Source organism: Ottowia sp., assembly GCF_046348305.1.
GTDB lineage: Bacteria > Pseudomonadota > Gammaproteobacteria > Burkholderiales > Burkholderiaceae_C > Ottowia.
Genome location: NZ_JAXMEM010000005.1, coordinates 104,531 through 130,092, shown reverse-complemented (window position 1 = coordinate 130,092; position 25,562 = coordinate 104,531). Strand labels below are relative to the sequence as shown.

The 25,562-nt window shown below is 69.3% G+C and carries 22 protein-coding genes; 14 read left to right on the top strand and 8 right to left on the bottom strand.

Translation table 11 applies throughout. The features are described from left to right. Positions 1–13: 13 nt before the first annotated feature. Both U1F38_RS06635 and U1F38_RS06630 read right to left on the bottom strand, forming a co-directional pair. A complete protein-coding gene (locus U1F38_RS06635) occupies positions 14–1,201 on the bottom strand; it encodes a M20 aminoacylase family protein (protein WP_409986267.1) in 1,188 nt (395 codons plus the stop codon). Between the two features lie 82 nt (positions 1,202–1,283). After that, positions 1,284–2,618 carry an MFS transporter gene (locus U1F38_RS06630; RefSeq protein WP_409986266.1) on the bottom strand — a complete coding sequence of 445 codons (1,335 nt, stop codon included), beginning with the start codon at positions 2,616–2,618 and terminating at the stop codon, positions 1,284–1,286. A 126-nt stretch (positions 2,619–2,744) separates the two neighbouring features. Here U1F38_RS06630 and U1F38_RS06625 point away from each other — a divergent pair, with 126 nt between their 5' ends. The 6 genes from U1F38_RS06625 to U1F38_RS06600 all read left to right on the top strand — a co-directional run bounded on the left by U1F38_RS06625 (position 2,745) and on the right by U1F38_RS06600 (position 7,555). Next, a complete protein-coding gene (locus tag U1F38_RS06625; RefSeq protein ID WP_409986265.1) occupies positions 2,745–3,647 on the top strand; it encodes a LysR family transcriptional regulator in 903 nt (300 codons plus the stop codon). 3 nt (positions 3,648–3,650) lie between these two features. Continuing rightward, positions 3,651–3,974 (top strand): YkgJ family cysteine cluster protein, encoded by a 324-nt coding sequence (locus U1F38_RS06620; RefSeq protein WP_409986264.1) that lies wholly within the window; start codon positions 3,651–3,653, stop codon positions 3,972–3,974. A 71-nt stretch (positions 3,975–4,045) separates the two neighbouring features. Continuing rightward, positions 4,046–4,690, top strand: a complete 645-nt coding sequence (gene kynB, locus U1F38_RS06615; RefSeq protein WP_409986263.1) for an arylformamidase — start codon at positions 4,046–4,048, stop codon at positions 4,688–4,690. 124 nt (positions 4,691–4,814) lie between these two features. Then, positions 4,815–5,660: a tryptophan 2,3-dioxygenase gene (gene kynA / locus U1F38_RS06610; protein WP_409986262.1), complete on the top strand. Its 846-nt coding sequence runs from the start codon at positions 4,815–4,817 to the stop codon at positions 5,658–5,660. A gap of 10 nt (positions 5,661–5,670) precedes the next feature. After that, entirely contained in the window at positions 5,671–6,759 is a 1,089-nt protein-coding gene (locus tag U1F38_RS06605; RefSeq protein WP_409986261.1) for an alpha-hydroxy acid oxidase, read from the top strand. Between the two features lie 25 nt (positions 6,760–6,784). Further along, complete coding sequence (locus tag U1F38_RS06600) at positions 6,785–7,555, top strand: SDR family oxidoreductase (RefSeq protein WP_409986260.1); 771 nt, start codon at positions 6,785–6,787, stop codon at positions 7,553–7,555. Between the two features lie 73 nt (positions 7,556–7,628). On the opposite strand, the gene U1F38_RS06595 is transcribed toward U1F38_RS06600, so the two are convergent. Then, complete coding sequence (locus U1F38_RS06595; protein ID WP_409986259.1) at positions 7,629–7,787, bottom strand: hypothetical protein; 159 nt, start codon at positions 7,785–7,787, stop codon at positions 7,629–7,631. A 238-nt stretch (positions 7,788–8,025) separates the two neighbouring features. After that, positions 8,026–8,979: a LysR substrate-binding domain-containing protein gene (locus U1F38_RS06590; protein ID WP_409986258.1), complete on the bottom strand. Its 954-nt coding sequence runs from the start codon at positions 8,977–8,979 to the stop codon at positions 8,026–8,028. A gap of 135 nt (positions 8,980–9,114) precedes the next feature. On the opposite strand from U1F38_RS06590, the gene U1F38_RS06585 reads away from it, so the two are divergent. Together U1F38_RS06585 and U1F38_RS06580 are read left to right on the top strand one after the other, a co-directional pair. Continuing rightward, the gene (locus U1F38_RS06585; protein ID WP_409986257.1) at positions 9,115–10,110 is read left to right on the top strand and encodes a tripartite tricarboxylate transporter substrate-binding protein; all 996 of its coding nucleotides are present in this window, start codon (positions 9,115–9,117) and stop codon (positions 10,108–10,110) included. 12 nt (positions 10,111–10,122) lie between these two features. Continuing rightward, positions 10,123–11,553, top strand: a complete 1,431-nt coding sequence (locus tag U1F38_RS06580; RefSeq protein ID WP_409986256.1) for a M20 family metallopeptidase — start codon at positions 10,123–10,125, stop codon at positions 11,551–11,553. Between the two features lie 218 nt (positions 11,554–11,771). Here U1F38_RS06580 and U1F38_RS06575 read toward each other — a convergent pair whose 3' ends face one another. The 3 genes from U1F38_RS06575 to U1F38_RS06565 all read right to left on the bottom strand — a co-directional run bounded on the left by U1F38_RS06575 (position 11,772) and on the right by U1F38_RS06565 (position 17,590). Beyond that, on the bottom strand, positions 11,772–12,719 hold the full coding sequence (locus tag U1F38_RS06575) for an urea transporter (RefSeq protein ID WP_409986255.1): 948 nt from the start codon (positions 12,717–12,719) through the stop codon (positions 11,772–11,774). A 481-nt stretch (positions 12,720–13,200) separates the two neighbouring features. Next, positions 13,201–14,421 carry an ABC transporter substrate-binding protein gene (locus tag U1F38_RS06570; RefSeq protein WP_409986254.1) on the bottom strand — a complete coding sequence of 407 codons (1,221 nt, stop codon included), beginning with the start codon at positions 14,419–14,421 and terminating at the stop codon, positions 13,201–13,203. A 91-nt stretch (positions 14,422–14,512) separates the two neighbouring features. Continuing rightward, the gene (locus U1F38_RS06565) at positions 14,513–17,590 is read right to left on the bottom strand and encodes a DNA methyltransferase (RefSeq protein WP_409986253.1); all 3,078 of its coding nucleotides are present in this window, start codon (positions 17,588–17,590) and stop codon (positions 14,513–14,515) included. Positions 17,591–17,658: 68 nt separating this feature from the next. Between U1F38_RS06565 and U1F38_RS06560 the strand changes: the two genes are divergently transcribed. The 5 genes from U1F38_RS06560 to U1F38_RS06540 all read left to right on the top strand — a co-directional run bounded on the left by U1F38_RS06560 (position 17,659) and on the right by U1F38_RS06540 (position 22,255). Next, positions 17,659–18,657 carry a LysR substrate-binding domain-containing protein gene (locus U1F38_RS06560; RefSeq protein ID WP_409986252.1) on the top strand — a complete coding sequence of 333 codons (999 nt, stop codon included), beginning with the start codon at positions 17,659–17,661 and terminating at the stop codon, positions 18,655–18,657. Between the two features lie 77 nt (positions 18,658–18,734). Then, a complete protein-coding gene (locus U1F38_RS06555) occupies positions 18,735–20,222 on the top strand; it encodes a 2-hydroxymuconic semialdehyde dehydrogenase (RefSeq protein ID WP_409986251.1) in 1,488 nt (495 codons plus the stop codon). 11 nt (positions 20,223–20,233) lie between these two features. After that, positions 20,234–20,665: a RidA family protein gene (locus U1F38_RS06550; protein ID WP_409986250.1), complete on the top strand. Its 432-nt coding sequence runs from the start codon at positions 20,234–20,236 to the stop codon at positions 20,663–20,665. A gap of 34 nt (positions 20,666–20,699) precedes the next feature. Further along, a complete protein-coding gene (locus U1F38_RS06545; protein WP_409986249.1) occupies positions 20,700–21,263 on the top strand; it encodes a 3-hydroxyanthranilate 3,4-dioxygenase in 564 nt (187 codons plus the stop codon). Beyond that, positions 21,233–22,255: an amidohydrolase family protein gene (locus U1F38_RS06540; protein ID WP_409986248.1), complete on the top strand. Its 1,023-nt coding sequence runs from the start codon at positions 21,233–21,235 to the stop codon at positions 22,253–22,255. The genes U1F38_RS06545 and U1F38_RS06540 overlap by 31 nt, the downstream gene beginning before the upstream one ends. Before the next feature lie 10 nt (positions 22,256–22,265). Here the strand turns inward: U1F38_RS06540 and U1F38_RS06535 are convergent, their stop codons facing one another. Beyond that, the gene (locus tag U1F38_RS06535) at positions 22,266–23,642 is read right to left on the bottom strand and encodes a chloride channel protein (RefSeq protein ID WP_409986247.1); all 1,377 of its coding nucleotides are present in this window, start codon (positions 23,640–23,642) and stop codon (positions 22,266–22,268) included. Positions 23,643–23,996: 354 nt separating this feature from the next. Between U1F38_RS06535 and U1F38_RS06530 the strand changes: the two genes are divergently transcribed. Next, positions 23,997–25,544 carry an efflux transporter outer membrane subunit gene (locus U1F38_RS06530; protein ID WP_409986246.1) on the top strand — a complete coding sequence of 516 codons (1,548 nt, stop codon included), beginning with the start codon at positions 23,997–23,999 and terminating at the stop codon, positions 25,542–25,544. Positions 25,545–25,562: the final 18 nt, after the last annotated feature.

The following is a 25,562-nucleotide window of genomic DNA, read 5'->3' as shown; positions in this document are numbered from 1 at the left end:
AACCGAAGCCCGATCAGACCAGATACCGCTCGGCCAGCAGCTTCCAGTAGGCCGCGCCAATGGCGACGTTGTCGTCGTGAAAGTCGTAGCCCGGGTTGTGCACCATGCAGGCGCCGTGGCTGTCGCCCGCGCCATTGCCGATCAGCAGGTAGCAGCCGGGGCGTTTTTCCAGCATGTAGGCGAAGTCCTCGCTGCCGGTCAGCGCATCGCCCTGCAGCGTGACTTTTTCGGCCCCCACCAGCTCGACGCCGACCTGACGCGCGAAGTCGGTCTCGGTCTTGGTGTTGATCAGCACCGCGTAGCCGCGCCGGTAGTCGATCTCGGCCGTGACGGCAAAGCTTTGCGCCTGCGCGTGGACGATTTCGGTGATGCGCTGCTGCAGCAGCGCGCGCACCTTGGGGTCGAGCGAGCGCACGCTCAGCTCCAGATGCGCGCTGTCGGGAATCACGTTGTTGGCGCGGCCGGCCTGCAGCACCCCCACCGTCACCACCGCCGTCTGCTGCGGATCGACGTTGCGCGACACCACCGTCTGCAAGGCCATCACCACGCTGGCGGCGGCCACCACCGGGTCGGCCGCATGGTGCGGCATGGCCCCGTGACCCCCGTGGCCTTTCAGCGTGATGAACACCTTGTCGGACGAGGCCATCATGGCGCCTTCGCGAAACACCAGATGCCCCTGCGGCCAGCCGGGCATGTTGTGCATGCCGAAGATGGCGTCGCAGGGGTATTTGTCGAACAGGCCGTCGCGCATCATGCGCACCGCGCCGCTGTCGTCGGTGCCGAATTCTTCGGCCGGCTGAAAAATCAGGTTCAGCGTGCCAGAGAACTTGCCCGTTTCGGCCAGCGCCTTGGCCGCGCACAGCAGCATGGCGGTGTGGCCGTCGTGCCCGCAGGCGTGCATTACGCCTTCGTTGCGGCTGGCGTAATCCAGCCCCGTGGCCTCTTTGATCGGCAGCGCGTCCATGTCGGCGCGCAGGCCCAGCGTACGCTTGCCGCTGCCGCGCTTGAGCTGGCCCACCAGGCCCGTGCCGCCCAGGCCGCGCTCGACCTGGTAGCCCCAGCCTTGCAGGCGCTCGGCCACCAGGTCGCTGGTGCGGTGCTCCTTGAACGACAGCTCGGGGTTGTGGTGAATGTCGCGCCGCAACTGGATGAATTCGTCGGCATTGGCGCGGATGGCCTCCATGACCTGATCGGTGCTCATGACTTGCTCCATGGTGAAACGAAAAAAATCGCGGATTCATGCAGCGGATCGCAACTCCGTGCGACCCGCCGCGCCCGGTGCGTCAGTGGTGCAGCGTGGCGTCGCGCCCGGTCTCGGGCAACAAAAGAATGGCGATCAGCGTGACCACGCTGATTGCCACCACGTACAGTGCCGGCGCGGCCGGGTTGCCGGTCGCCTGGATCAACCAGGTCACGATGGCCTGCGTGCTGCCCCCAAACACGGCAACGCCGACGGCATAGGCGACCGACATGCCCAGCGCCCGGATCGGGGCCGGAAACAGCTCCGGAATCGCCACGACGCTGGGCGCGCCGCCGATCGCCGTCAGACCCGCCAACACCGTCGTTGCCAGCGCCAGCAGGCCGAAACTCGGGTTGTTGATCAGCATCATGAACACGGGATAGGTCAGCACCATCAGCGCCACGCGCGACCACAGCATGACCGGCTTGCGTCCGTAGCGATCGGACAGCCAGCCGCCCAGCAAGGACCCCAGCCAGGTCGTCAGCCCGAAGACAACCGTGGCCATCATGGCAACGACGGCGGACAGCTTCAGCGTGGACACCGCGTAAGTCGTCATGTAGGTGGAGACGTAGGTCGAGATCGTGCTGCCCATGATCAACATCAGCGCGAGCACGATCACGCGCTTGTAGTGACCCAGCCTGGGCGCGTCGGCCACGGTGCCCGCCTGGGGCGCGGCGTGCTCGAGCGTTTCGGGCATGTGCCGGCGCAGGTAGATCGCGATCGGGATCAGCGCCAGCCCCAGCAAAAACGGCATGCGCCAGCCCCAGGCCAGCATCTGATCGGCCGACAGCGACAAGGTCAGCAACACGCCGACGATGCCCGCGCACAAGCCGGCGACGCCCTGGCTGGCAAGCTGCCAACTGCCATACAGGCCCCGCTTGCCGGGCGGCGCGACTTCGATCAGGTAAGCCGTCGAGGGCCCCACTTCGCCGCCCAGCGCCAGCCCCTGCAGCAGGCGGCAAAACACCACGATGATGGGGGCGGCCACGCCGATCTGCGCGTACGACGGGGTGGCCGCCAGGCCCAGCGTGCCCACCGTGATCAGGGCGATGGTCAAAATCATCGCGGGCTTGCGGCCGGCCCGGTCGGCAAACGCGCCAATCAGCAAACCGCCCAGCGGGCGCGTGACGAAGCCCACGCCAAACACCGCCACCGACAGCAGCAGGCTCATGAAGGGCGTGGACGCCGGGAAAAACGTCTTGCCGATGTAGACGGCAAAAAACGCGTAGGTGGTGAAGTCGTAGAACTCCATCGCGTTGCCGGCCACGGCGGCAGCCACGATGCGAGGTGGGACGCGTTGCTTGCGCGGGCTTGCCGCGTCACGCGCCAGGGATGGGGAAGGCGTCAGCGCCGCAGCGCCTGACTGTGTGAGGGCCATGAACTTGTCTCCTGCTGATCGTCGGCTGCGTCGTTGGCAGCGCCTGCAATGCTAGGGAGAGATTGTCAATTCGTCCAATGCATGGTTCTCATTCTTATAATTCCCTCAACTCATGATGAAAAAGCCATGAACCTGCGCCATCTCGAGCATCTGCTGGCACTGGATGACACGGGCTCGTTCAGCCGGGCGGCCGATGCCCAGCACATCACCCAGTCCGCGCTGAGCCGCAGCATCCAGGCGCTCGAAAGCGAGCTGGGCACGCGCCTGATCGACCGCATCGGCAAGCGCAACGAGTTGACGCCCTTTGGCAAGACCGTCATCGCGCGGGCGCGCCGCATCGTGCTGGAGGCGGCCGAGTTGAAACGCAGCGTCGGCTTTCTGCACGACGGACACCTCGGCGCCCTGCGCATCGGGCTCGGCTCGGGCCCGGCGGCGCTGTTGATGGCGCCCTTCCTGCACCACATGGCGCGCAGGCACCCGGGCGTCGAGGTCAGCATCGAGCCCAGCGGCACCGAGTTTCAGGTCAAGCGCCTGCGCGATCGCGAGTTCGACGCGCTGGTGGTCGATCTGCGCCGCGTGACCTCGGCGGCCGACCTGAACATCGAAGACCTGGGGCGCCTGCGCGCCGGCTTTCTGTGCCGCGCGGGCCACCCGCTGCTGGCGTCGGGCACGCCGGTCGGCTTTGCCCAGCTGCTGCGTTATCCGCTGGCCAGCACCCCGCTGAGCGCCACGGCGGGCCGGAACCTGATTGCCCGCTACGGCCCCGACGCCGATCCGCACACCGCCATCACCTTGCGCTGCGACGACATCCCCGCCCTGCTGCACGCCGTGCAGGGCAGCGACGCCGTGTTCGTGGGCACGCTTGCCGTGGCGCGCACGGCCGCGCCCGCGGGCAGCCTGGTCGAGCTGCCCGTCAGCCCGGCGCTGGACGACGGCGCACACTTCGGTTTTGTCACCCTGGCGGCGCGCACCGAGGCGCCGGCCCTGGCCATCTTCCGGCGCTTCGTCGCCGAGCACCTGCACGATTGAGCCGTGACCCCTCTCCTGCCCGCCCTCGACTGCCAGACCTGCGGCGCCTGCTGCGCCAGCTTTCGCGTCGATTTCTCGATCCTGGAGAGCGAAGCCGAAGGCGGCAGCGTGCCGGGCAGCCTGGCCGAGCCCATCACCGCCGGCACCTGCCGCCTGCGCGGCACCGACCATTCACCACCGCGCTGCGCCGCGCTCACCGGCCGCATCGGCGAGCAGGTGGCCTGCGCCATCTACCGCTGGCGCCCATCGCCCTGCCACGAGTTCGAGGCCGGCTCGGACGCCTGCCTGCGGACGCGGCGGCGGCATGGTCTGCCCGTTCCGGATTGAAACGCAATCTTTTCTTCGCCTGTTGCGAACAACCGACACCACGGTGACGGCAGGCGCGTTAACTTCGCCCCATGAGCTCAGCCACCCTCCCGCTCTGGGACATCTCGCCGCCCGTCCATGAGGGCAGCCCCGTCTTCCCGGGCGATACGCCTTATCAACAGCACTGGTCGGCGCAAATCGGGCCGGGTTGCCCCGTCAACGTCAGCGCCATCACGCTGTCGCCGCACGTGGGCGCGCACGCCGACGCGCCCCTGCACTACGACCCGCAGGGCGCGCCCATTGGCGCCGTCAGCCTGGAGCCCTTCCTCGGCCGCTGCCGCGTCATCCACGCCATCGGCGTGCATCCGCTCATTCTTTGGGAGCATGTCGCGCACGCCGTTCATGGCCTGCCGCCGCGCGTTCTGGTGCGAACCCATGCCCGCGCGCCGATCGACCGCTGGGACCCGCAGCTGGCCGCCTTCGCGCCCGACACGGTGGAGCGCCTGGCCGATGCCGGCGTGCTGCTGATCGGCATCGACACCGCCAGCATCGACCCGGCCGACAGCAAGCAGTTGGCCAGCCACCAGGTGATTCGCCGGCGCGGGCTGCGCGTGCTGGAGAACCTGGTGCTCGACGCCGTGCCCGAGGGCGACTACGAGTTGATCGCCCTGCCGCTGAAGCTGAGCAGCGCCGATGCATCGCCGGTGCGCGCCGTGCTGCGGGCGCTGCCCACTTGAAAGATGAATCAAACAAGCGTCTTGCGCGCATCCAGAAAGCGCGAGCAGCTATTAAATCAATAGTATTTCAGTCACAATGATTGCCCGCAAGGCAGCCCGCCCAAACCATTTCAGGAGACCCCCAATGACCGATCAGCGCCCCGAATCCATCGTCCGCGACGAGCACGCCCAGCTCGACTACTCCAGCAGCATGAGCTATGGCGACTACCTGCACATCGACCAGGTGCTGAGCGCCCAGCACCCGCTGTCGCCCGCGCACGACGAGATGCTGTTCATCATCCAGCACCAGACCAGTGAGCTGTGGATGAAGCTGATGCTGACCGAGATCGGCGCCGCCATGGCCGACATCCGCGCCGACCATTTGCCACCTGCGTTCAAGAAGCTGGCGCGCGCCAGCCGCATCTTCGAGCAGCTGGTCAACGCCTGGGACGTGCTGGCCACCATGACGCCGCCCGAATACAGCGCCATCCGCCCCTATCTGGGCCCGTCCAGCGGCTTTCAGAGCTTTCAATACCGCTGCATCGAATTCGCCCTGGGCAACAAGAACGCCGCCATGCTGAAGGTGCACGCGCACAAGCCCGAGCGGCTGGCGCTGGTGCAGTCCTACTACGATGCGCCGTCCCTGTACGACGAGGCCCTGCGCCTGATGGCGCGCAAGGGCGTGCCCGTGCCCGCCGACCGGCTCCAGCGCGACGTCACGCAGCCCTACGAAGCCAGCGAAGGCGTCGAAGCCGCCTGGCTCACCGTCTACCGCGAGCCCGAGAAATACTGGGACCTCTACCAGCTCGGCGAAAAACTCACCGACCTCGAAGACGCCTTCCGCGTGTGGCGCTTCAAGCACGTCACCACCGTCGAGCGCATCATCGGCTTCAAGCGCGGCACCGGCGGCACCAGCGGCGTGGGCTACCTGCGCAAGATGCTCGACGTGGTGCTCTTCCCCGAGCTGTGGCGCCTGCGCACCGATCTCTAATTGGGGTCAGATGAACATTTTCACCGCCCTGCCTGATCTCGCCGAGCTGGCACACCAGCGCCTCGACCCCGCCGTGTGGGCCTTCCTCAGCGGCGGCGCGGCCGACGAGCGCACGCTGCGCGCCAACACCCAGGCCTGGCAAGATCTGCCGCTGTGGCCGCGCGTGTTGCGCCCCTTGTCCGGTGGCCACACCCGCGTGGCGCTGGCGGGGCGCGAGCTGGCCCACCCCATCCTGCTGGCGCCGGTGGCCCTGCAGCGCCTGCTGCACCCCGAGGGCGAATGGGCGAGCGCCCTGGCCGCCGCCGCGCAAGGCGCGGGCTTCATCCTCAGCACCCAGACCAGCGTGCCCATGCAGCGCGTGGCCCAGGCCGTGCTGGGCGATGCGGGGCGCGGGCCGCTGTGGTTTCAGCTGTATTGGCAAGCTGACCGCGGCTTCAACCAGGCGCTGGTGCAGCAGGCCGAAAGCGCCGGCTTCGAGGCCATCGTGCTCACCGTGGACGCCCCCGTGCAAGGCGTGCGCGACGCCGAGCGCCGCGCCGGCTTTGCACCGCCCGCCGGCATCCACGCCGTGCACCTGCGCGATTCACCCGCGCCGCCCACGACCGCCGGCACCTACTGCGCCGGCCTGCCCGCCCACGCACCCACCTGGGACGACGTGGCCTGGCTGCAGGCCGCCACCCGCCTGCCGGTGTGGCTCAAGGGCGTGCTGCACCCGCTGGATGCGCGCCAGGCGCAGGCGCTGGGCGTGGCGGGCCTGATCGTCAGCAACCACGGCGGGCGCACGCTGGACACCGCGCCCGCCACCGCCAGCGTCCTGCCCCGCGTGCGCGCGGCGGTGGGCGACCAACTGCCCCTGATCGTGGACGGCGGCATCCGCCGCGGCACCGACGTGCTGAAGGCCCTGGCCCTGGGCGCCAACGCCGTGCTGGTGGGCCGCCCGCTGATGTGGGCGCTGGCGGCCGGCGGCGCGCTGGGCGTGGCGCAGGCGCTGCGCCTGCTGCGCGACGAGCTGGAGGCGGCCATGGCCCTGACCGGCTGCCGCACCCTGGCCGACGCCGGCCCCGAGCTGGTCACCGCGCCCGCTTACCATCGCGAATGACCCAGGCAACCAAGGATCCAAGCCCATGCGCGTGCACAACAAATCCATCATCGTCACCGGCGCCGGCGGCGGCATCGGCGAAGGCATTGCCCGCCGGCTGGCCGCCGAGGGCGCGGCCGTCATCGTGAACGACATCAACCCCGCGCTGGGCGAGAAGGTCGCCGCCAGCATCAACGCCGCCGGCGGCCGGGCGCGCTTCGTCGCCGCCGACGTGACAAAAGGCCCCGACTGGGCCCGCCTGGTGCAGGCCGCGCAGGACTTTGGCGGCCGGCTGGACGTGGTGGTCAACAACGCCGGCTGGACGCACCGCAACCGCCCCATGCTGGAAGTCAGCGAGGCCGAGTTCGACAAGGTCTACGCCGTCAACATGAAGAGCATCTACTGGTCAGCCGTGCACGCCGTGCCCGCCCTGCGCGCCAACCCGGGCCGCGCGGGCGGCAGCCTGATCAACATCGCGTCCACCGCCGGCATCCGCCCCCGCCCGGGCCTGACCTGGTACAACGGCAGCAAGGGCGCGGTCATCATCACCAGCAAGTCGATGGCCGCCGAGCTGGGCCCCGACAACATCCGCGTCAACTGCATCAACCCGGTGTTCAACCCCGACACGGGCCTGTCGGCCGAGTTTGCCGGCGGCCCGGTGGACGAAGCGCGCCGCGCCAAGTTTCTGGCCACCATTCCGCTGGGGCGCTTTTCAACGGCGCTGGACGTGGCCAACGCCGCGCTCTACCTGGCCAGCGACGAGGCCGCCTTCATCAGCGGCGTGTGCATCGAGGTGGACGGCGCGCGCTGCGCCTGAGCGCCCGTGAGCGCCGGCAACGTCGGCCGCGCGCACCCCCGCATCACGACCGCTGGCAAACGGGCCACGGCCGTCAGGCCGCCGCCGACGGGCGACGCGCGCGCTGGGCGGGCTGGCGCGCCACGGGCAGCAGGCTGGTGATGCGCTGGTACAGCGTGAACAAAAAAGCCACGCGCTCGGCGTCGCCGGCGTAGCTTTTGGGGCCGCTAGCCAGTTGACAGGCCTTGTCCACCGCGGCGTCCAGCCTTTGGTGCCCAGACCCTGCACACCATCTTGGGCCAGCTGCAGGCGCGCTACGGCCAGGCCGTGCACATTGAGTACCGCCAGCGCTCGCCCGCAGGCGTGGTGATCGACTTCGTGCGCCAGCAAGGGCCCGCGCCCGCCGCGCCAAGCCACGCCGCGTGCGTGGCTTTTTCATGCTCCACGCCGCGCGCCTGGCTTTTTCATGCCCCACGCCGCAGCAGCCAGCGTCAAGCCATGGGCCACGGCGCCAGCAACTCCCGCAGGCGCGGCGACACGCCATCCAGGCGATGCACCACGCCCAACTGCGCCAGGCGCAGCGCCTCGCGCTCCATCACCACGTCCAGCACGCACGCGCCGCCCGCCCCCTGACCAAGCCCCGGCGCAATGCTGCGCGGCACCAGCGCCACGGCGCGCGGCTGCGCCAGCAACTGTTCCAGCACCGGCAGCGACACCGTGGACACCGGAAACCACTCGGCCTGCGGAAAGCGCGCCAGCACCACGCGCTCGAAGATCTCCCGCACCGCAATGCTGGCCGTGGGCAAAATCCAGCGCGCATCGGCCAGCCGCCCCAAGGCCAGGCGCCGCGCGTGGGCCCAGCGGTGGCCGGGCGCCGCCAAAAAAACGGCGGCATCGTCCAGCAAGGGCTTGAACACCCACTCCTGCGGCAGCAACGCCGGCTGGCGGCAAAACACCGCGTCCAGCCCGCCGCCCAGCAGCAGCGACAGCAGCCGGGCACCGTCGCCCTCGTGCACGTCCACCTGCACCTGCGGCTGGCGCACGCAAAACGACGCCACCAGCGGCGCCACGATGGCTTGTGACGCCGCCGGAATCGCGCCCAGTCGCAGCGCCCCCGACGCGCCCAGGCGGATGGCGGCCAGGGTTTGCGCGGCATCCTCCAACTCATGCATCGCCCCGCGCGCCGCGTCGATCAAGGCCTGGCCGGCCTGCGTGGGCCGCACGCCGCGCGCGTGGCGCTCGAACAGACGCAGCCCCAGCACCCGCTCCAGCTCGCCCAGGGCCTGCGTGGCCGCCGATTGGCTCATGTCCAGCGACGCCGCCGCCTTGACCAGCGAGCCGCCCTGCTGCAGCGCCAGCAACAGTTGCAGCTGGCGCAGGCGCGCGTGCCGGGCCAGACGCGAAAAAAGCACCCGGCCCTCGGGGAAACCATCGGTCTTTCTCATGTCGGTCGCAGCAAATCGCCCCAATCAGCAAGGCGCCAGTATGCAGCCATCGGCTTTGCTTATGCCTCGCCCAAAAAATCGCGCCATCGAACCGGGCGCGCTTTCTATAGTCGAGGCATTCCAAGGAGACTTCACATGACCTTCGCCCGCCGCCCCATCCTGCAAGCCCTCGCCCTGGCCGCCCTGGCTGCCACCGCCGCCACCAGCACGTTCGCGCAAGGCGCGGGCAACTACCCCAACAGGCCCATCAAGCTGATCGTGCCCTTTGCCGCCGGCGGCTCCACCGACGTGGTGGCGCGCGTGCTGGCCGAGGGCCTGCGCAACACCCTGGGCCAGCCCGTCGTGGTGGACAACCGCGCCGGCGCCGGCGGCCTGCTGGGCACCGAGGCCGTCGCCCAGTCGCCCGCCGACGGCTACACCGTGGGCATGGCCACCGTCAGCACCATGACCATCAACCCGCTGCTGTACACCCGCGCCGCCGGCCTGCCGGCCAAGCTGATGCCGGTGGCCGGCCTGGTCAGCATGCCCGCCGTGTACATGGTGCATCCCAATCTGGGCGTGAAGGACTTTGCCGGCTTTCTGGCCAAGGCCAAGGCCGAGCCCGGCAAGATCAGCGGCGCCGTGCCCGGCCTGGGCACGCTGGGCCATTTGATGCTGGCCTCGTTCAACGACACGCTCAAGACCGACATCCTGATCGTGCCCTATCGCGGCAGCGGCCCGGCGCTGAACGACGCGCTGGCCGGCATGGTGCAGCTGATGCCCGACCAGCTGCCCTCGGCCATGCCGCAGATCAAGAGCGGCAAGCTGATTCCCATCGTGCAGGCCGCCAGCGCGCGCGCGCCCGAGTTGCCGAACGTGCCCACCTTCAAGGAGCTGGGCTACAACGGCCTGAACGAGCTGGGCATCAGCTGGTTTGGCATCGTGCTGCCCAAGGGCACGCCCGAGCCCATTGCCAAGCGCCTGCAGGACGCCGCCCTCAAGGCCGTGCAGCTGCCCGACGTGCAGCAGCGCCTGAAGGCCCTGGGCGCCGCGCCCATCCAGGTCGACCAGGCGCGCTTTGCCGCGCAGATCGCGCAGGAGACGCAGCGCAACAAACAGCTGCTCGACCAGGCCGGCGTAAAACCCGAGTAAGGGGGCGCTGCCATGGACCAACTGCAAGACTTCTTCACCCGCGAGGCCCCGCGCATGACCGCGCTGGCCGACCAGATCTGGAAGCTGGCCGAACTGCGCTACGCCGAGACCGCCTCGGCCCAGCTGCACATCGACGCGCTGGCCGCCTCGGGCTTTCGCATCACCAAAAACGTCGCGGGCATTCCCACCGCCTTCATGGCCGAATGGGGCGGCACGGGCAACGACAGCGGCCCCGTCATCGCCTTCCTGGGCGAATACGACGCGCTGTCGGGCCTCAACCAGCAAAGCGGCGCGCTGGTGTGCACGCCCTCGGTGGACAGCCCCGGCCTGGCCGGCCACGGCTGCGGCCACCACCTGCTGGGCACCTCGGCGCACTTTGCCGCCATCGCGCTGCAGGCGCACTTGCAGGCCAGCGGCGGCAAGGCGCGCGTGCGCTACTACGGCTGCCCGGCCGAGGAAGGCGGCTCGGGCAAGACCTTCATGGCGCGCGCCGGCGTGTTCGACGACGTGGACGTGGCCCTCACCTGGCACCCGGCCAGCTACACCGGCGTGTTCAGCCAGAGCACGCTGGCCAACGTGCAGGCCAAGTTCATCTTTCACGGCAAGGCCTCGCACGCCGCGCACTCGCCGCACCTGGGGCGCAGCGCGCTGGACGCAGTGGAGCTGATGAACGTGGGCGTCAACTACCTGCGCGAGCACATGCCGCCCGACGCGCGCGTGCACTACGCCGTGACCGACACCGGCGGCACCTCGCCCAACGTGGTGCAGGCGCGCGCCGAGGTGCTGTACCTGATCCGCGCCGTGCGCAACGACGAGGCCGCCGCCCTGTACGAGCGCGTGCAGAACGTGGCGCGCGGCGCCGCGCTGATGACCGAGTGCAAGCTGGACATCGTGTTCGACAAGGCCTGCTCCAACCTGCTGCAAAACAGCACGCTCAACGCCGTGCTGCACGCCAAGCTGCTGGCCGAGGGCAAGCTCAAGGTCAACGCGGCCGAGCAGACCAAGGCGGTGGACTTTCAGGCCACGCTCACGGCCAGCGACATCGACGCCGTCAGCCGCCCGCTGGCCAGCGTGCTGCGCGGCAAGACCCCCGCCGTGTTCGAGGGCGTGGCCCCCTACGACCCGGCGGCCCGCGAGGTGCTGTTTGGCTCCACCGACGTGGCCGACGTGAGCTGGGTCACTCCCACCGCCCAGGCCTGGGTGGCCTGCTTTGCGTTTGGCACGCCCATGCACTCGTGGCAGCTGGTGTCGCAAGGCCTGTCGGGCCTGGCGCACGCCGGCATGGTGCGCGCCGCGCGCGTGCTCACGGCCACGGCCATCGAGCTGGTGAACAAGCCCGAACTGATCGAGCAGGCCAAGGCCGAACTGCTGGAGCGCCGCCAGGGCAAGCCCTACGCCTGCCCGATCCCGGCCGATGTGCCGCTGCCCTTCACACGCGCGTAACCCACCCCCAGTCTCCACTCGCTGCGCGATGTTCCGCCTCCCCCCTCAAATGGGGCTGAGGGCTGCGGCTCCAAGTCTGCCTGCGCAGGCTTGGACAGCCCGAAGAGGCGGTGCCTCTGGCACTGCCGCGGCCTGCAAGGCTCACCAGTGGCCAGGGAGACCCTGGCGACGGCGATCGCTGGATTGGCCTGCTCCGCGGCCTTTCGGCTCTTTGGGTTTCAAGCCCTGCGGGTGGTGCACCGCGCCAGCAACACCGCCCAGGTCGTCAGCACAAAGGCGATGGTCAGCGACGGCCCGCCCAGCGCGCCCGCCAGCGCAAAGGCCGCCGCCTGCACCGCCACCGTCAGCGCCGCCGCCCCCAGCGCCAGCGCCACCGAGGCGGGTGATGCGCGCATGAACACGCAGCCCACCGCCGGCGCCGTCAGCGCCGCGGCATAGCCCCACATGCCGTGCGCCACGGCCGCGCCGTCGGCCCCCACCGCCAGGGCCAGCGCCACGCCCACCGCCGCGCCCAGCGCCGCCAGCGCCGCCGCCGCGCGCGAATGCACGGCCAGCGCCAGCAAAAAAATCACCCCGGCCCCCGCATCGTCCACAAAAAACACCTGGGCCACGCTCACCGCCACCGCGCGGCTAAACTCCGACACGCCCCAGGGCCCCGGCGCCGCCCAGGGCGCCGGCGCCGGCGCGCCCGCCAGGCCCAGCGCCGGCGCCAGCGCCAGCACCGCCCAGGTGACGGCGATGAAGGGAAAGGTCAGCCCCGGCACGCCCAGCCGGCCCAGCGCCCGCTCCAGCGCGCGCGCCGCCAGCGCCGAGCCCGCGCAGGCCCCCACCAGCAGCGCCCACAGCGCCGGCGTGGCCGCCAAAAACGTGGGCAGTGCCGCCCCCGCCAGCAAGCCATTGAAGCCATACAGCCCCGCGCGCCACTCACCCTGCGGCAAGCCCAGCGCCCGCGCCGCCGCCGTGGCCGCCAGCGTGCCCAGCAGCGCCCCCCACAGCACCACCCAGGCCGTGCCGCCCATCCAGGCGCCCCAGGCCAAGGCCGCCAGGTTCAGCAGCCCGGTGAGCGGGTTGTTCATGAAGATCACCTGACTCGCGCCGCGCAGGGTGGCGTCCAGCACCGGCTTGCCCCAACCGGCGCATGAATGCTCGAATGGTGTGGTCTTCATGGTCTTGAACTGGGGCTGCCCTCAGCCCCTTGGCGCGCGCATTGTCTCTTGGCTGCTGCCCCAGCGCGACCAACCGTCGGAACAGCGCGCAAACCCACGCGCCGCGGCGAACGCGTGGCCCATGCCGACATGCCGCGCGAGGGCGACCTGGGCGGCGCGGCAACCCGAGCGAGCGCCAAGCGGCGGCGTTTCTCGACTGTTGAAGGGCTCTCTTTGAACCGTTCGCCCTGAGAGCCTGTGAAAAAATCCCTCACGCCCGCCTTGACTGCCAAAACGCCCCTGCTCGGCGTTACAAATACTCGCCGTAGCCCGAGCTACGGCTGCGTTTTGCGCCTTGATCAGGCACGTTTTGGCGGCCCTTTCGGGCGCGCCGAATTTATTCACAGGCTCTGAGCCCGTCGAAGGCCCTCGACCAGCGCAGCCCGAGCGGCGATTGAGACTGCAAGCCCGCGCGCCGCCGCCCGAGGGGACAAGGCGCAAGCTACTTGTTCACCAGCGCGCAGCCGCCATCCTTCAGGCTCTGGAACGCGACGTTGCCCGGGATGACCTTGTTGACCTTCAGCAGATCCCATTCCCCCTTGGACTCTCCCGGCTTCTTGGCCTCGACCAGGTACATGTCGTGCTCGAACAGACCATCCGCACGGATGCGACCCTTGGAAAAGCCATCGTCGATTTCCATCTTGCCCAGCTGCTCACGCACCGCGTCGCTGTTGTCGGTGCCAACGGCCTGCACCGCTTTCAGATAGGTGCGCACCGCCGAGTAGGTCCCGGCTTGATCCATGTTGGGCATGGATTTGCGCTTCTCGTAGAAGCGCTTGCCGAGCGCGCGCGACGCCTCGGTGCGGTCCCAGTAGTACGCGGTCGTGAACTGCAGCCCCTGCGCCACCGGCAGGCCCAGGCCGTGCACGTCGGTGATGAACATCAGCAGCGCCGCCACCTTCTGGCCGCCCTTGACGATGCCGAACTCGTTGGCTTGCTTGAGCGCGTTGAGCGTGTCGGCGCCCGCGTTGGCCAGACCGATCACCTGCGCCTTCGAACTCTGCGCCTGCAGCAGATAGGACGAAAAATCGGTGGTGCCCAGCGGCGCTCGAACGCCTCCCAGCACCTTGCCGCCCTTGGACTCGATCACCTTGGTGGCCTGCTCCTGCAGCGACTTGCCGAAGATGTAGTCGGCGGCGACGAAGAACCATGACTTGCCGCCCGTATCAACCAACGCCGCGGCAGTGCCCACAGCCACCGCGTGGTTGTTCCAGCTGTAGTGGATGCCGTACCGGCTGCACTGCGAGCCCGTCAGATCCGGTGAGCCGGCCCCCGTGTTCATGGTGATCACCTTCTTGCCAGAGGCCAGCCCCTGCACCGCCAGGCCCAGTGCCGACTGGCCGAGGCCGGTGATCATGTCCACGCCGTCCTGGTCGATCCATTCGCGCGCCTTGGCCGACGAGATGTCGGCCTTCTGCTGATGGTCGGCCGACACCAGCCTGATCGGTACCCCGTCGATCTTGCCGCCGAATTCGTCGATGGCCAGCTGCGCGGCAGCCACGTCACCCTCCCCAGTCAGGCTGGCATAAGGGCCCGACATGTCGGTCAATACGGCAATCAGGATTTCGTTCTTTGAAAACTTGGGGTTGTCGGCTGCGCCTGCGGCCAGCGGCAACGCCAGAGTGGCTGCCAGGGCGGCAGGCACGAACGATCGGATAGTCATGAAGGTCTCCTCGTTGATGGAACGACGCTGCGCGCGCAGCCGAAAATCATTCTACGAAGGGTGCTGCCGGTTCCTGTCCAACGAGTGACACTCACCCGCCCTTCCCACCCGCCTTGCGCGCACGGGCCGGCTTGCCGCCTGCCACCGGCAGCAAGCTGGTGATGCGCTGGTACAGCGTGAACAAGAAGGCCACGCGCTCGGCGTCGCCGGCGTAGCTTTTGGGGCCGCCGGCCAGTTGATAGGCCTTGTCCACCGCGGCGTCCAGCCTTTGGTGCGCCTTGAGCAAGGCGGGCGGCATGGTGAGCGGGTCGTACAGGTCGGCCAGGCTGCTGCCGGTGAACTGGGCGCGGGCGTCCAGCACCGCTTGCGCTTCTTTTTCGATAGCTGCTTGCGCTTGCTGGGCGGGAGCTGCGGCCTTATTTTGCTTAAATTCTGGCGCGCAGAAAGGCCAGGGGAAGTTGTTGTAGACGATGGCGGCGGAGTAGCGGTAGCGGCTCTCCAGCCGGCCGCAGACGGCGCGCACCCAGGCGTTGTGCATGGTGCTGGAGAGGATGCCGAAGTGGAAGAGAGTTGCGTCGGCCGCGATCTTGACGAGGTTGCTGCACAGCGTTTCGGGCTGCTCGAAGCCGAAGGGAATAAAGGCGCGCCGCTCGGATGACACCTCGGGCAGCACCAGGTAGGGCGTGGCTGGCATGTTCTCGACGTGAAAGCGCGTGGGCGTCGCCGCCAGCTTTTGCGTCGGCGCGCTCTTGCTGGCCAGTCGGAATGCCTTGACCGCCTGCACGCGCTTCATGGCCTCGGGCATGGCGCGCAGCTCGCCGGGCGGCGTGTCGCCCAGCCACAGGCACCAGCGTTCGTAGCCGTTCAAAAATTCATCGGCGCCCAGCCAGCGGCGAAACCATTGGGCGGCAGCAGGCTCGCGCGCGATGAAAGCGTCGCGCTCGGCGGTGGTGAACAGGTAGTTGCCGTCATCGATGGGTTTGTTGCCAATGCCGATCTCGGGCACGTCGCAAATCGGCTTGCTGCGCCGGGGCAGCACCACGTCGGGCGCATCGACCAGATAGGGATTGATGTTGGCCGCTGGAACGGCGTGCGGCTCGCCCTTGATGTCCTCGTATTCGTAGATCAGCTTGCCCGGCAAGTCTTGCAGGCCAAAGCCGACGATGACGCAGTGCACGGCGGCCTTGCCGCGCGCTTCGTTGCTCCAGGCGAAGGTGCGGTGGGCAAAGTGGATGTGCAGGCCTTGCGCCAGCAGCCAGCCCCACAGCACGCCCACCTGCTCGCCCTGGGTGATGCTGTTGGTGGAGACGAAAGCGGCTCTTGCTCCTTCCCCCTCTGGGGGAAGGTTGGGATGGGGGCTGGCGGCGCTGGATGAACCGGGTCCTTGTGGATGCGCCACTGGCCCCCACCCCTGCCCTCCCCCAAAGGGGGAGGGAGTCTCTGGGGGAAGGTTGGGATGGGGGCCCACGGCGCTGGATGCACCGGGTGCTTGCGGATGCGCCGCTGGCCCCCACCCCTGCCCGCCCCCAGCGGGGGCGGGAGTGCCCTCACCCCCACCCTCTCCCGCCAGCGGGAGAGGGAGCCAGGCCGCCTGCTGCATATAGCGCGCGGCCTTGACGTACCAGGCGGCGACGAAGTCCAGCAGGCCCGCGCCCTCGATGCCGCTGAACACGGCGCGGCTGTCCTCGCGCTGCGCGTCGCTCATGAACTTGGCACCGACGAAGGGCGGGTTGCCCAGCACGTAGCTGCACTGGTGTGCAGGCAGCACCTCGTTCCAGTCCAGCGCCAACGCGTTGCCGTGCACGATGTGCGGGCTGGTGACCAGCGGGATACGGGCGAAGTACTGGCCGAACTCCTCGCTGACCGCCAGGTTCATCTGGTGGTCCACCAGCCACAGCGCGACCTGGGCGATCTGGGCCGGAAATTCCTCGATCTCGATGCCGTAGAACTGGTCGACGTTGATGCCGATAAGCTGGTGCACGTCCACGCTGCGCTGGCCGGCGTGGCCCTGCAGGCTGGCGGCGGCGCGCAGGACTTGAAGCTCCAGCGCGCGCAGCTCGCGGTAGCTGATGACCAGGAAGTTGCCGCAGCCGCAGGCGGGGTCGAAAAAGGTGAGCGCGCGCAGCTTCTTGTGAAAGTCGAACAGGCGGTTGCGCTGGCCCTTGACCCGCTCGAACTCGGCGCGCAGCTCGTCCAGAAACAGCGGCTTGATGAGCTTGAGGATGTTTTCCTCGGACGTGTAGTGCGCGCCCAGGTTGCGGCGCGCCGCGCTGTCCATGATGCTCTGGAACAGGCTGCCAAAGATGGCGGGGCTGATGGCCGACCAGTCGAGCGCGCAGGCGTCGAGCAGGGCCTCGCGCGTGGGGGCGTCGAAGTCGGCAATGGGCAGGCTCTCGTCGAACAGCTTGCCGTTAACGTAGGGGAAGGCGGCCAGCTGCTCGTCGAGGTTCTGGCTGCGTCGCTCGTCGGGCGTGTTGAGCACCTGAAAGAGTTGCGCCAGGCGCGGGCCGGTGTCGCTGCCGTCGGGGGCGGTGCGCTCCTCGATGAAGGCGCGCAGGCCCTGCGCCGGAAAGATGGCGGTGTCGTCGGCAAACAGGCAAAACAGCAGGCGCACCAGCAGCACTTCGAGCGGGTGGCCGGCGTAGCCGCTGGCTTTGAGCGCGTCGTGCAGGCGGCCCATGCTTACCGCCGCCTTGACGTTGACGGGGTTTTGCGGCGTGACGGCCTGCGCCTGGTAGCCGGCGATGAAGCCGAACCAGCGCACGTGCTTGTGCAAATCCTGCAGGGCAAAGCTGATCTCGCGGCGGCTGTCCAGGTCGATCACGCGAAAGCGGGCAAAGTCGCACAGCACCAGGGTGTGCGGCAGATCGCGCTCGGCCAGGCCGGGAAAGTAGCCCATGGCCTGGTCGTAGGCGGGCTCCAGCGGCTTGCCGCGCGACTTTTGCTCCACCAGCATCTGGCCGGGCCAGAACAAATCGATGTAGCCCTGGCCGCCGCCATGCTTGCTGACGGCGTGCTCGAAGCTGATGACGCGCCGGTTGCTGATGCCGAAGATCTCGAAGAAGTCCACCCAGAACGCGGCGCTTTGCTGCTTTTCGTCGGCGGCGTCCGCCCACTGGCGCGAAAAGGCCATGGCGCGGGACTTGATTTCGTTCCAGGAAAGCGGCATGTCGAGTGGGCGGTTGAATGGCGGCGGCCCCGCGTTTATACCGGGGCGGCTTGCCACACAATGCCGCCATGGCCGAACCCGACGCCTTCGACGCCCCCGCGCCGCCCGCGCGGCCGGCGCATTCGCGCGCGTCGCTGGCGCGGCGGCTGCGGCTGCAGCAGCTGATGCTCTTCGAGCAGGTGCGGGCCTCGGGCTCGCTGCTGGCGGCGGCCGGCGAGCTGGCGATGACGCAGCCGGCCATCAGCAAGTCGCTGCACGAGCTGGAGTCGCAGGTGGGCGGGCCGCTGTTCGTGCGCGGCAAGCGCGGCGTTGTGCTGACCGAGCTGGGCCGGCGCTTCGAGCCGCACGCTGCCAGCATGCTGGCCGAGCTGCGCCAGCTGGCCGAGACGCTGAACGCCACGCAGGCCGGCACGCGCGGCCAGGTGGTGGTGGGCACGCTGATCAGTGCCTCGGCCGCGCTGCTGCCGGCGGCCATCGAGCGGCTGCGCCGCGACGCGCCGGACGTGGTGGTGACCGTGCGCGTGGGGCCCAATACGCTGCTGTTTCCGCTGCTGGCGCGCGGCGAGCTGGACGTGGTGGTGGGCGCCCTGCCCGGCGCGACGGCGGTGGCGGGCGCCGAGCGCGCGCGCCTGGCCAGCCAGCCGCTGTACGAGGAGGCGCTGCGCGTGGTGGTGGGCGCCCAGCACCCGCTGGCGCGCCGGCGCAAGCTGGCGCTGGCCGAGCTGATGGGGCTGGACTGGATCGTGCCCACGCCCGACTCGATGGCCTGGCCGTCGGTGCGCGCCTTTTTCGGCGCGACCGGGCTGCCGGCGCGGCGCATCGAGTCGGTGTCGATCCTGACCAACCTGGCGCTGCTGGCCAGCAGTCCCATGGTGGCGCTGATGCCGCAGGCCGCGGCCGAGCGCTTTGCGCATCTGGGTCAGGTGACGGTGCTGCCGATCCGGGGCCTGGGCGCGTTCGGCGCCGTGGGCTACACGGTGCGCGCCGACCGCGCGCCCAGCGCGGCCACCGAGCGCTTTCTGGCGGCGCTGCGCGCGGCGGGCGAGCCCCTGGGGCGCGGGCGTTGAACTATTCTTGTTGGTTATAACAAGGGGCGAAATCTTCGCTTGTAAGGCAAGCGTCCGCGGCCTAGACTGAAGCTGCCATGACCGAACGCTTTGCCCTGCCGCCCTCGCTGGCCGACACCCGCAACTACGTGGACGGCGCCTTCGTCTCCACCGGCCAGACCTTTGACAACGTGAGCCCGCTCACCGGCCGCGTGCTGGCCCGCGTGCACGAGGCCGACGCCGCGCTGGTGGACCGTGCCGTGCGCGCCGCGCGCAGGGCGGTGGATGAAGGCCCCTGGGGCCGCTCGACGGTGCAGGAGCGCGCGGCCGCCCTGCACCGCGTGGCCGACGTGATCGAGCGGCGCTTCGACGACTTTCTGGCCGCCGAGATCGCCGACACCGGCCGCCCCCTGGCGCAGGCGCGCAAGCTGGACGTGTACCGCGGCATCGCCAACTTCCGCACCTTTGCCGATCTGGGCAAGACGGCGCACGGCGATTTTTATGAAACCGACCTGGCCGACGGCACCAAGCTGATCAACTACACCACGCGCAAGCCGCTGGGCGTGGTGGCCAGCATCTCGCCGTGGAATTTGCCCATCCTGTCGCTGACCTGGAAGGCCGCGCCGGCGCTGATCTGCGGCAACGCCATCGTCTGCAAGCCGTCGGAGGAAACACCGTCGTCGGCCACGCTGATCGCCGAGGCCTTTGACGAGGCGGGCGTGCCGGCGGGCGTGTTCAACGTGGTGCACGGCTTTGGCCCCGGCTCGGCCGGCGAGGCGCTGACCCGCCACCCCGGCATCGACGCGGTGACCTTCACGGGCGAGTCGCGCACCGGCGCGGCCATCATGAAGGCGGTGGCCGACGGGGTGAAGGAGGTGTCCTTCGAGCTGGGCGGCAAGAACGCGGCCATCGTGTTTGCCGACTGCGACTTCGACGCCGCGGTGGAGGGCGTGATCCGCTCGAGCTTCACCAACACCGGCCAGGTCTGCCTGTGCTCGGAGCGGGTGTACGTGGAGCGCCCGATCTTCGAGCGCTTCGTCGCCGCGCTGAAGGCTAAAACGGAAGCCCTCAAGATCGGTTGGCCCGACGAGCCGGGCGTGGACATGGGCTCGCTGATCTCGCGCGAGCACCGCGAGAAGGTGCTGTCGTATTACAAGCTGGCCGTCGAGGAAGGCGCCACCGTGGTCACCGGCGGCGGCGTGCCGCACTTTGGCGACGAGCGCGACGGCGGCGCCTTTGTGCAGCCCACCGTCTGGACGGGCCTTGCCGACAGCGCGCGCTGCCTGAACGAGGAGGTGTTTGGCCCGGTGTGCCACATCGCCCCTTTTGACAGCGAGGACGAGGTGCTGGCCCGCGCCAACGCCACCGACTACGGCCTGGCCGCCAGCGTGTGGACGACGAACCTGTCGCGCGCGCACCGCGTCAGCCCCCGCCTGCACGTGGGCATCGTGTGGGTCAACACCTGGTTCTCGCGCGATCTGCGCACGCCTTTTGGCGGCGTCAAGCTCTCGGGCATCGGGCGCGAGGGCGGGCGCTGGTCGCTGGACTTCTACTCGGAGACCAGCAACATCTGCATCAAAGTCTGAAGGGATCACGCATGAGCAACCCATCCAACCAGGCCACGGTGGTCCAAGGCAAGGCCACGCCGCGCGGCAAGTTTCCGCACATCAAGCGCGCGGGCGATTTTCTGTATGTCTCGGGCACCAGCTCGCGCCGGCCCGACAACAGCTTTGCCGGTGCCCAGGCCGACGCGCTGGGCGTGACCCAGCTGGACATCCGCGTGCAGACGCGCGCCGTGATCGAGAACATCCAGGGCATCCTGCAAAGCGCCGGCGCCGATTTGAGCGACCTGGTGGAGGCCCAGGCGTTTCTGGTCAACATGAACGACTTTGGCGGCTACAACGAGGTGTGGGGCGAGTTCTTCGACTACGACGGCCCCACCCGCACCACGGTGGCGGTGCACCAGCTGCCGCACCCGCACCTGCTGATCGAGATCAAGGCCGTGGCCTACAAGCCGGTGCAGGCTTGATGGCCGACCGATCAACCCGACAAGGAGACCTGCGATGAACCCCAAGTACGGACTGCCCAAGAACCTGATGGGCTGGGTCGAGCAAAACCAAAGCCGCCTCAAGCCGCCGGTGTGCAACGCGGCGCTGTTCCCGGACGGCGACTACATCATCAACATGGTGGGCGGGGGCAACACCCGCACCGACTTTCACGACAACCCGACGGAAGAAATCTTCTATCAGCTGCGCGGCACGGCCTATCTGGATGTGTGGGACAACGGGCGTTTCGACCGCATCGACCTGAAGGAGGGCGACGTCTTCCTGCAGCCCCCGCACCTGCTGCATTCGCCACAGCGCCCCGACCCGAACGGCCTGTGCCTGCTGGTGGAAAAGCCGCGCCCGCCCGGCGCGCAGGACGGCTTTCGCTGGTACTGCCCTCAATGCGCCACGCTGGTGTGGGAAATCAGGGTGCAGCTGCAAGACCTGGTTGCGGACCTGCCCAAGGCCTATGCGCAGTTCTACGCCACCAGCGACGCCGAGCGCACCTGCCCGCACTGCGGCACCGTGCACCCGGGCAAGGACTACGCCGCATGGCACGCAATTCGGCAGGCCCACGCATGATCGACATCCACTCGCATTTTTTCCCCCGCATCAGCCAGGCCGAGGCCCATGCCGTCGACGCCCAGCGCGCGCCCTGGCTGACGGTGGACGAAGGCGGCAAGACCGGCCAGATCATGCTGGGCGACAAGCCGTTTCGGCCCGTGCACGACGAGCTGTGGGACCCCGACGCGCGCGTGCGCGGGCTGGACGGCGCCGGCATAGCCCTGCAAATCATCTGCGCAACGCCGGTGATGTTCGGCTACGCCTGGGAGGCGCCGCGCGCCGCCGACTGGGCCACGCGCATGAACGAGAAGGCCGCCGCCTATTGCGCGCCCCACCCCACGCGGCTGCGCTGGCTGTCGCAGGTGGCGCTGCAGGACGTGAAGCTGGCCACGGCCGAGGCCGCCCGCGCCATGAAAGCCGGCGCGGTGGGCGTGCAGATCGGCAACCACATGGAAAAGAAGGACCTGGACCACCCCGACATGGTGGACTTCCTGATCTTTTGCGCCGACAACGCCATCCCGGTCTTTGTCCACCCCTGGGACATGATGACCGACGGGCGCATGAAGAAGTGGATGATGCCCTGGCTGGTGGCCATGCCGGCCGAGACGCAGCTGGGCATGCTCTCGCTGATCCTGTCGGGCGCGCTGGAGCGCATTCCCAAGTCGCTCAAGATCTGCTTTGCCCACGGCGGCGGCAGCTTTGCCTACACCCTGGGCCGGGTCGACAACGCCTGGAAGCACCGCGACATCGTGCGCCAGGACTGCCCCGAGCTGCCCTCCAGCTACGCGCGGCGCCTGTACACAGACAGCGCCGTGTTCGACCCCGGCGCGCTCAAGCTGCTGACCGAGGTGATGGGGATTGACCGCGTGATGCTGGGCACCGACGCGCCGTTTCCGCTGGGCGAGCAGCAACCCGGCGCGCTGGTGCGCTCGTGCGACTTTCTGGGATCCGAGGCGCAGCAGCGCATCCTGGGCGGCAACGCGCGCGCATTCTTCGGCCTGCCGGCATAGGCTGCCGCGCTCAGCGCCGTCGGACCCAGTCGCGCACGCGCCGCCACGAGGGCAGCACCACCTCGCGCCACCAGCGCAACAGGCCGTAGGACAGCTGCACCTTCTCGTGCCCCACGGGCTGGTCGGCCGGCGCGGTGAACCACGCCGCCTTGGGATAGGCCAGGTGCTGCGCCGGGTACACGCTGCGGTGGCCGACCATCAAATAGGCCGACACGCAGGCACCGGCCACGTACAGCGTGGAGCCCCCGCCAAACAGCTCCACGCCCATCAGCACCGCCGCCACCGGCGTGTTGGAGGCCGAGGCCACCACCGCCGCCATGCCCACCGCCGCCCCCTGGGCCGCATGCATGCCCAGCAGCGGCGCCAGCGCGCCCCCCAGCACCGCGCCGATGACGAACTGCGGCGTGACGATGCCGCCATAAAAGCCCGAGCCCAGCGTGACGGCCACCAGCACGATCTTGAACAGAAAGCCCAGCCAGGGCATGGCCTCGCCCTGCAGCGCGCGCTCCATCACGGGCAGGGACAGGCCCATGTATTCGCGCGGCAGCACGGCCAGCAGCAGCGCCAGCACCACCCCGCCCAGCAGCGGCAGCAGCGGCGGCCAGAGCGCCAAGCGCCGCCCCAGCCAGGCAAAGCCCTGGCGCGCCAGGGTCAAGGCCTCGACAAACCATGAAGCCGCGACGCCGCACAGCACGCCGATCAGCACCGTCTTGAGAAACAGCAGTTCGGTGAAGCGGGTGTCGAAGGCGATGTGGTATTCGGGATAAGGCACGCCCCAGAAGCGGCTGACGACAAACGCGGTGACGCCGGCGACGATGCCCGGAAACAGAAAGTCGTGCCGGATGCGGCCGATGGCCAGCATCTCCACGCCATAGATCGCGCCGGCGATCGGTGTGCCGAACACGCTGGCAAAACCGGCGCTCACGCCGCAGGCCACCAGGCGCTTGCGCAGCTCGGCATTCAGGTGCAGCGCCCGCCCCAGGCCCGCGGCCACGCCGGCGCCGATGTGCGAGCACGGCCCTTCCTTGCCGGCCGAGCCGCCGCAGCCCAGGGTGATGAGTGCCGCCACCGGCTTGATCCACAGGGTGACGAAGGGCATGCGCCCTTGCTGCTCGTTGACGGCCTCGATGGGCTCGTCCTTCAGGCCGCTGGTGTTCAGCCGATAGCCGTAGTGCAGCAACAGGCCGTTGGCCAGCCCCGCCAGCGGCAGCAGCGCGGCCACGAGCGCCCAGGGCGCGTTGTACAGCCGCCCCTCGCTGGCAAACAGCAGGCGCAGGAACACGCTGCAAGCGCTGCCCACCAGCGCGCCGGTGGCCATGGCCAGCACCAGCCACAGGGCAATGGTGGCCAGCATGACCAGGGGTTCGGCGGGGGACAGGCGGCGCATGGGGCGGCCGGCGGGCCGATCGGCCGCTGCCGGCCCGGCAATTCTAAGGAAGCGCTGAATGATTCTTCGTGCATGCGTGCGCCCGATATCGGGATGGGCCGCAAGGCGCAAACCGCCGCGATCGCCGTTGCCATCGCGAGGATTTGCAGCGCCGCGGATCGCCCGAGACCGGGATGCAAGCGCCGCGAGGGAATTGTTCAGCGGGTCCCTGAAAGGCGGTGCCGGCGCGACCGGCGCGCCGTGCCCGCAACGCCGGCCGACGCGCCTGGGCGAATAACCCTATAATGTTTGGTCCCTTTGATTTGCACGTCACCGCCCAGGCGCAACGAACGCCGTGGCGAAGCCCCGGCAATCATGAAAACCTCTTGCGCCATCCCTTCGCCAGCGCGCCGCCGCGTGGCGCCGCCCCTGGCCACCCTGGGTCTTTCGGTCAGCCTCGCCCTGGCCGGTTGTGCCGCCGTCGGGCCCGACTTCAAGCCCCCCGATCTGCCGGCAGCCGCCCAGGGCGCCGACTACACCGCCACACCGCTGCCGGCCACGACGGCGCAAGCGCCCGTCGCAGGAGGCGCCGCACAGCAATGGGTGGCGGGCGCCGACATTCCGGCGCAGTGGTGGAGCGTGTTTCAGTCCACGGCGCTGGACGCGCTGATTCGCGATGCCCTGGCGCGCAGTCCCACCCTGGCTGCGGCCCAGGCCACGCTGCGCCAGGCGCAGGAAAACCTGGCCGCCCAGCAAGGCAAGCTGACGCTGCCCAGCGTGGATGCGCAACTGGGCGCCGAGCGCGAGCGCGCCTCGGCGGTGCAGACGCAAAAGGCCGGCGGCCAGTTGCTGACGCTGTTCAATGCCCAGGTCAACGTGTCCTACAACGTCGATCTGTTCGGCAGCGTGCGCCGCCAGCTGGAAGGCGCGCAGGCGCAGGTCGATGCCCAGCGCCTGCAGCTCGAGGCCACCCAGCTCATGCTGGTCGGCAACCTGGTGACCACCGCCATCCGCGAGGCCGGGCTGCGCGCGCAGTTGCAGGCCACGCGCGAGGTGCTGCAAGCCCAGCAGGACCAGTTGGACATCCTGCAAAAGCAGTTCGACACCGGGGCCACGCCGCGCTCGACGGTGCTGGCACAGCAGACGCAGGTGGCGCAAACCCAGGCCTCGCTGCCGGCCCTGGACAAGACGCTGGCGCAAACGCGCCACCAGCTGGCGGTGTATGCCGGGCGCCTGCCCAGCGAGCCCGACCTGCCCGCGTTCACCCTGGCCGACCTGCACCTGCCGCAGACGCTGCCGCTGTCGCTGCCCTCCGATCTGGCGCGCCAGCGCCCCGACGTGCGGGCCGCCGAGGCGCTGCTGCACCAGGCCAGCGCCCAGGTGGGCGTGGCCACCGCCAACCTGTACCCGCAGATCCAGCTCAGTGCCACGCTGGGCAGCACGGCGCTGGAGCTGAGCGACCTGTTCAAGGGCCCTTGGGCCTTCTGGAGCCTGGCGGCCGGGCTGACCCAGCCGCTGTTTCACGGCGATGCGCTGAACGCCCAGCGCCGCGCCGCGATTGCCGGCTTTGACGCCGCCGCGGCGCAGTACCAGGGCACGCTGCTGGTGGCCTTTCAAAACGTGGCCGACGCGCTGCGCGCCCTGCAGTTCGACGCCGACACGCTGGCGGCCCAGGCCCAGGCCGAGGGCGCAGCGCGCCAGTCGCTTCAGATCAGCACGGCGCAATACCAGAACGGGGCCGTCAGCTACGTGCAACTGCTGAGCGCGCAGCAGGCCTGGCTGCAAACGCACACCGCCCTGGCCCAGGCCCAGGCCGCGCGCTATGCCGACACGGCGGCGCTGTTTCAGGCGCTGGGCGGCGGCTGGTGGAACCAGGCCGCTCAAACCGAGGCGGTTGCCGCCTCCGTCTCGCAACAAAAATGATCGCGCCAGCGGGCGCAG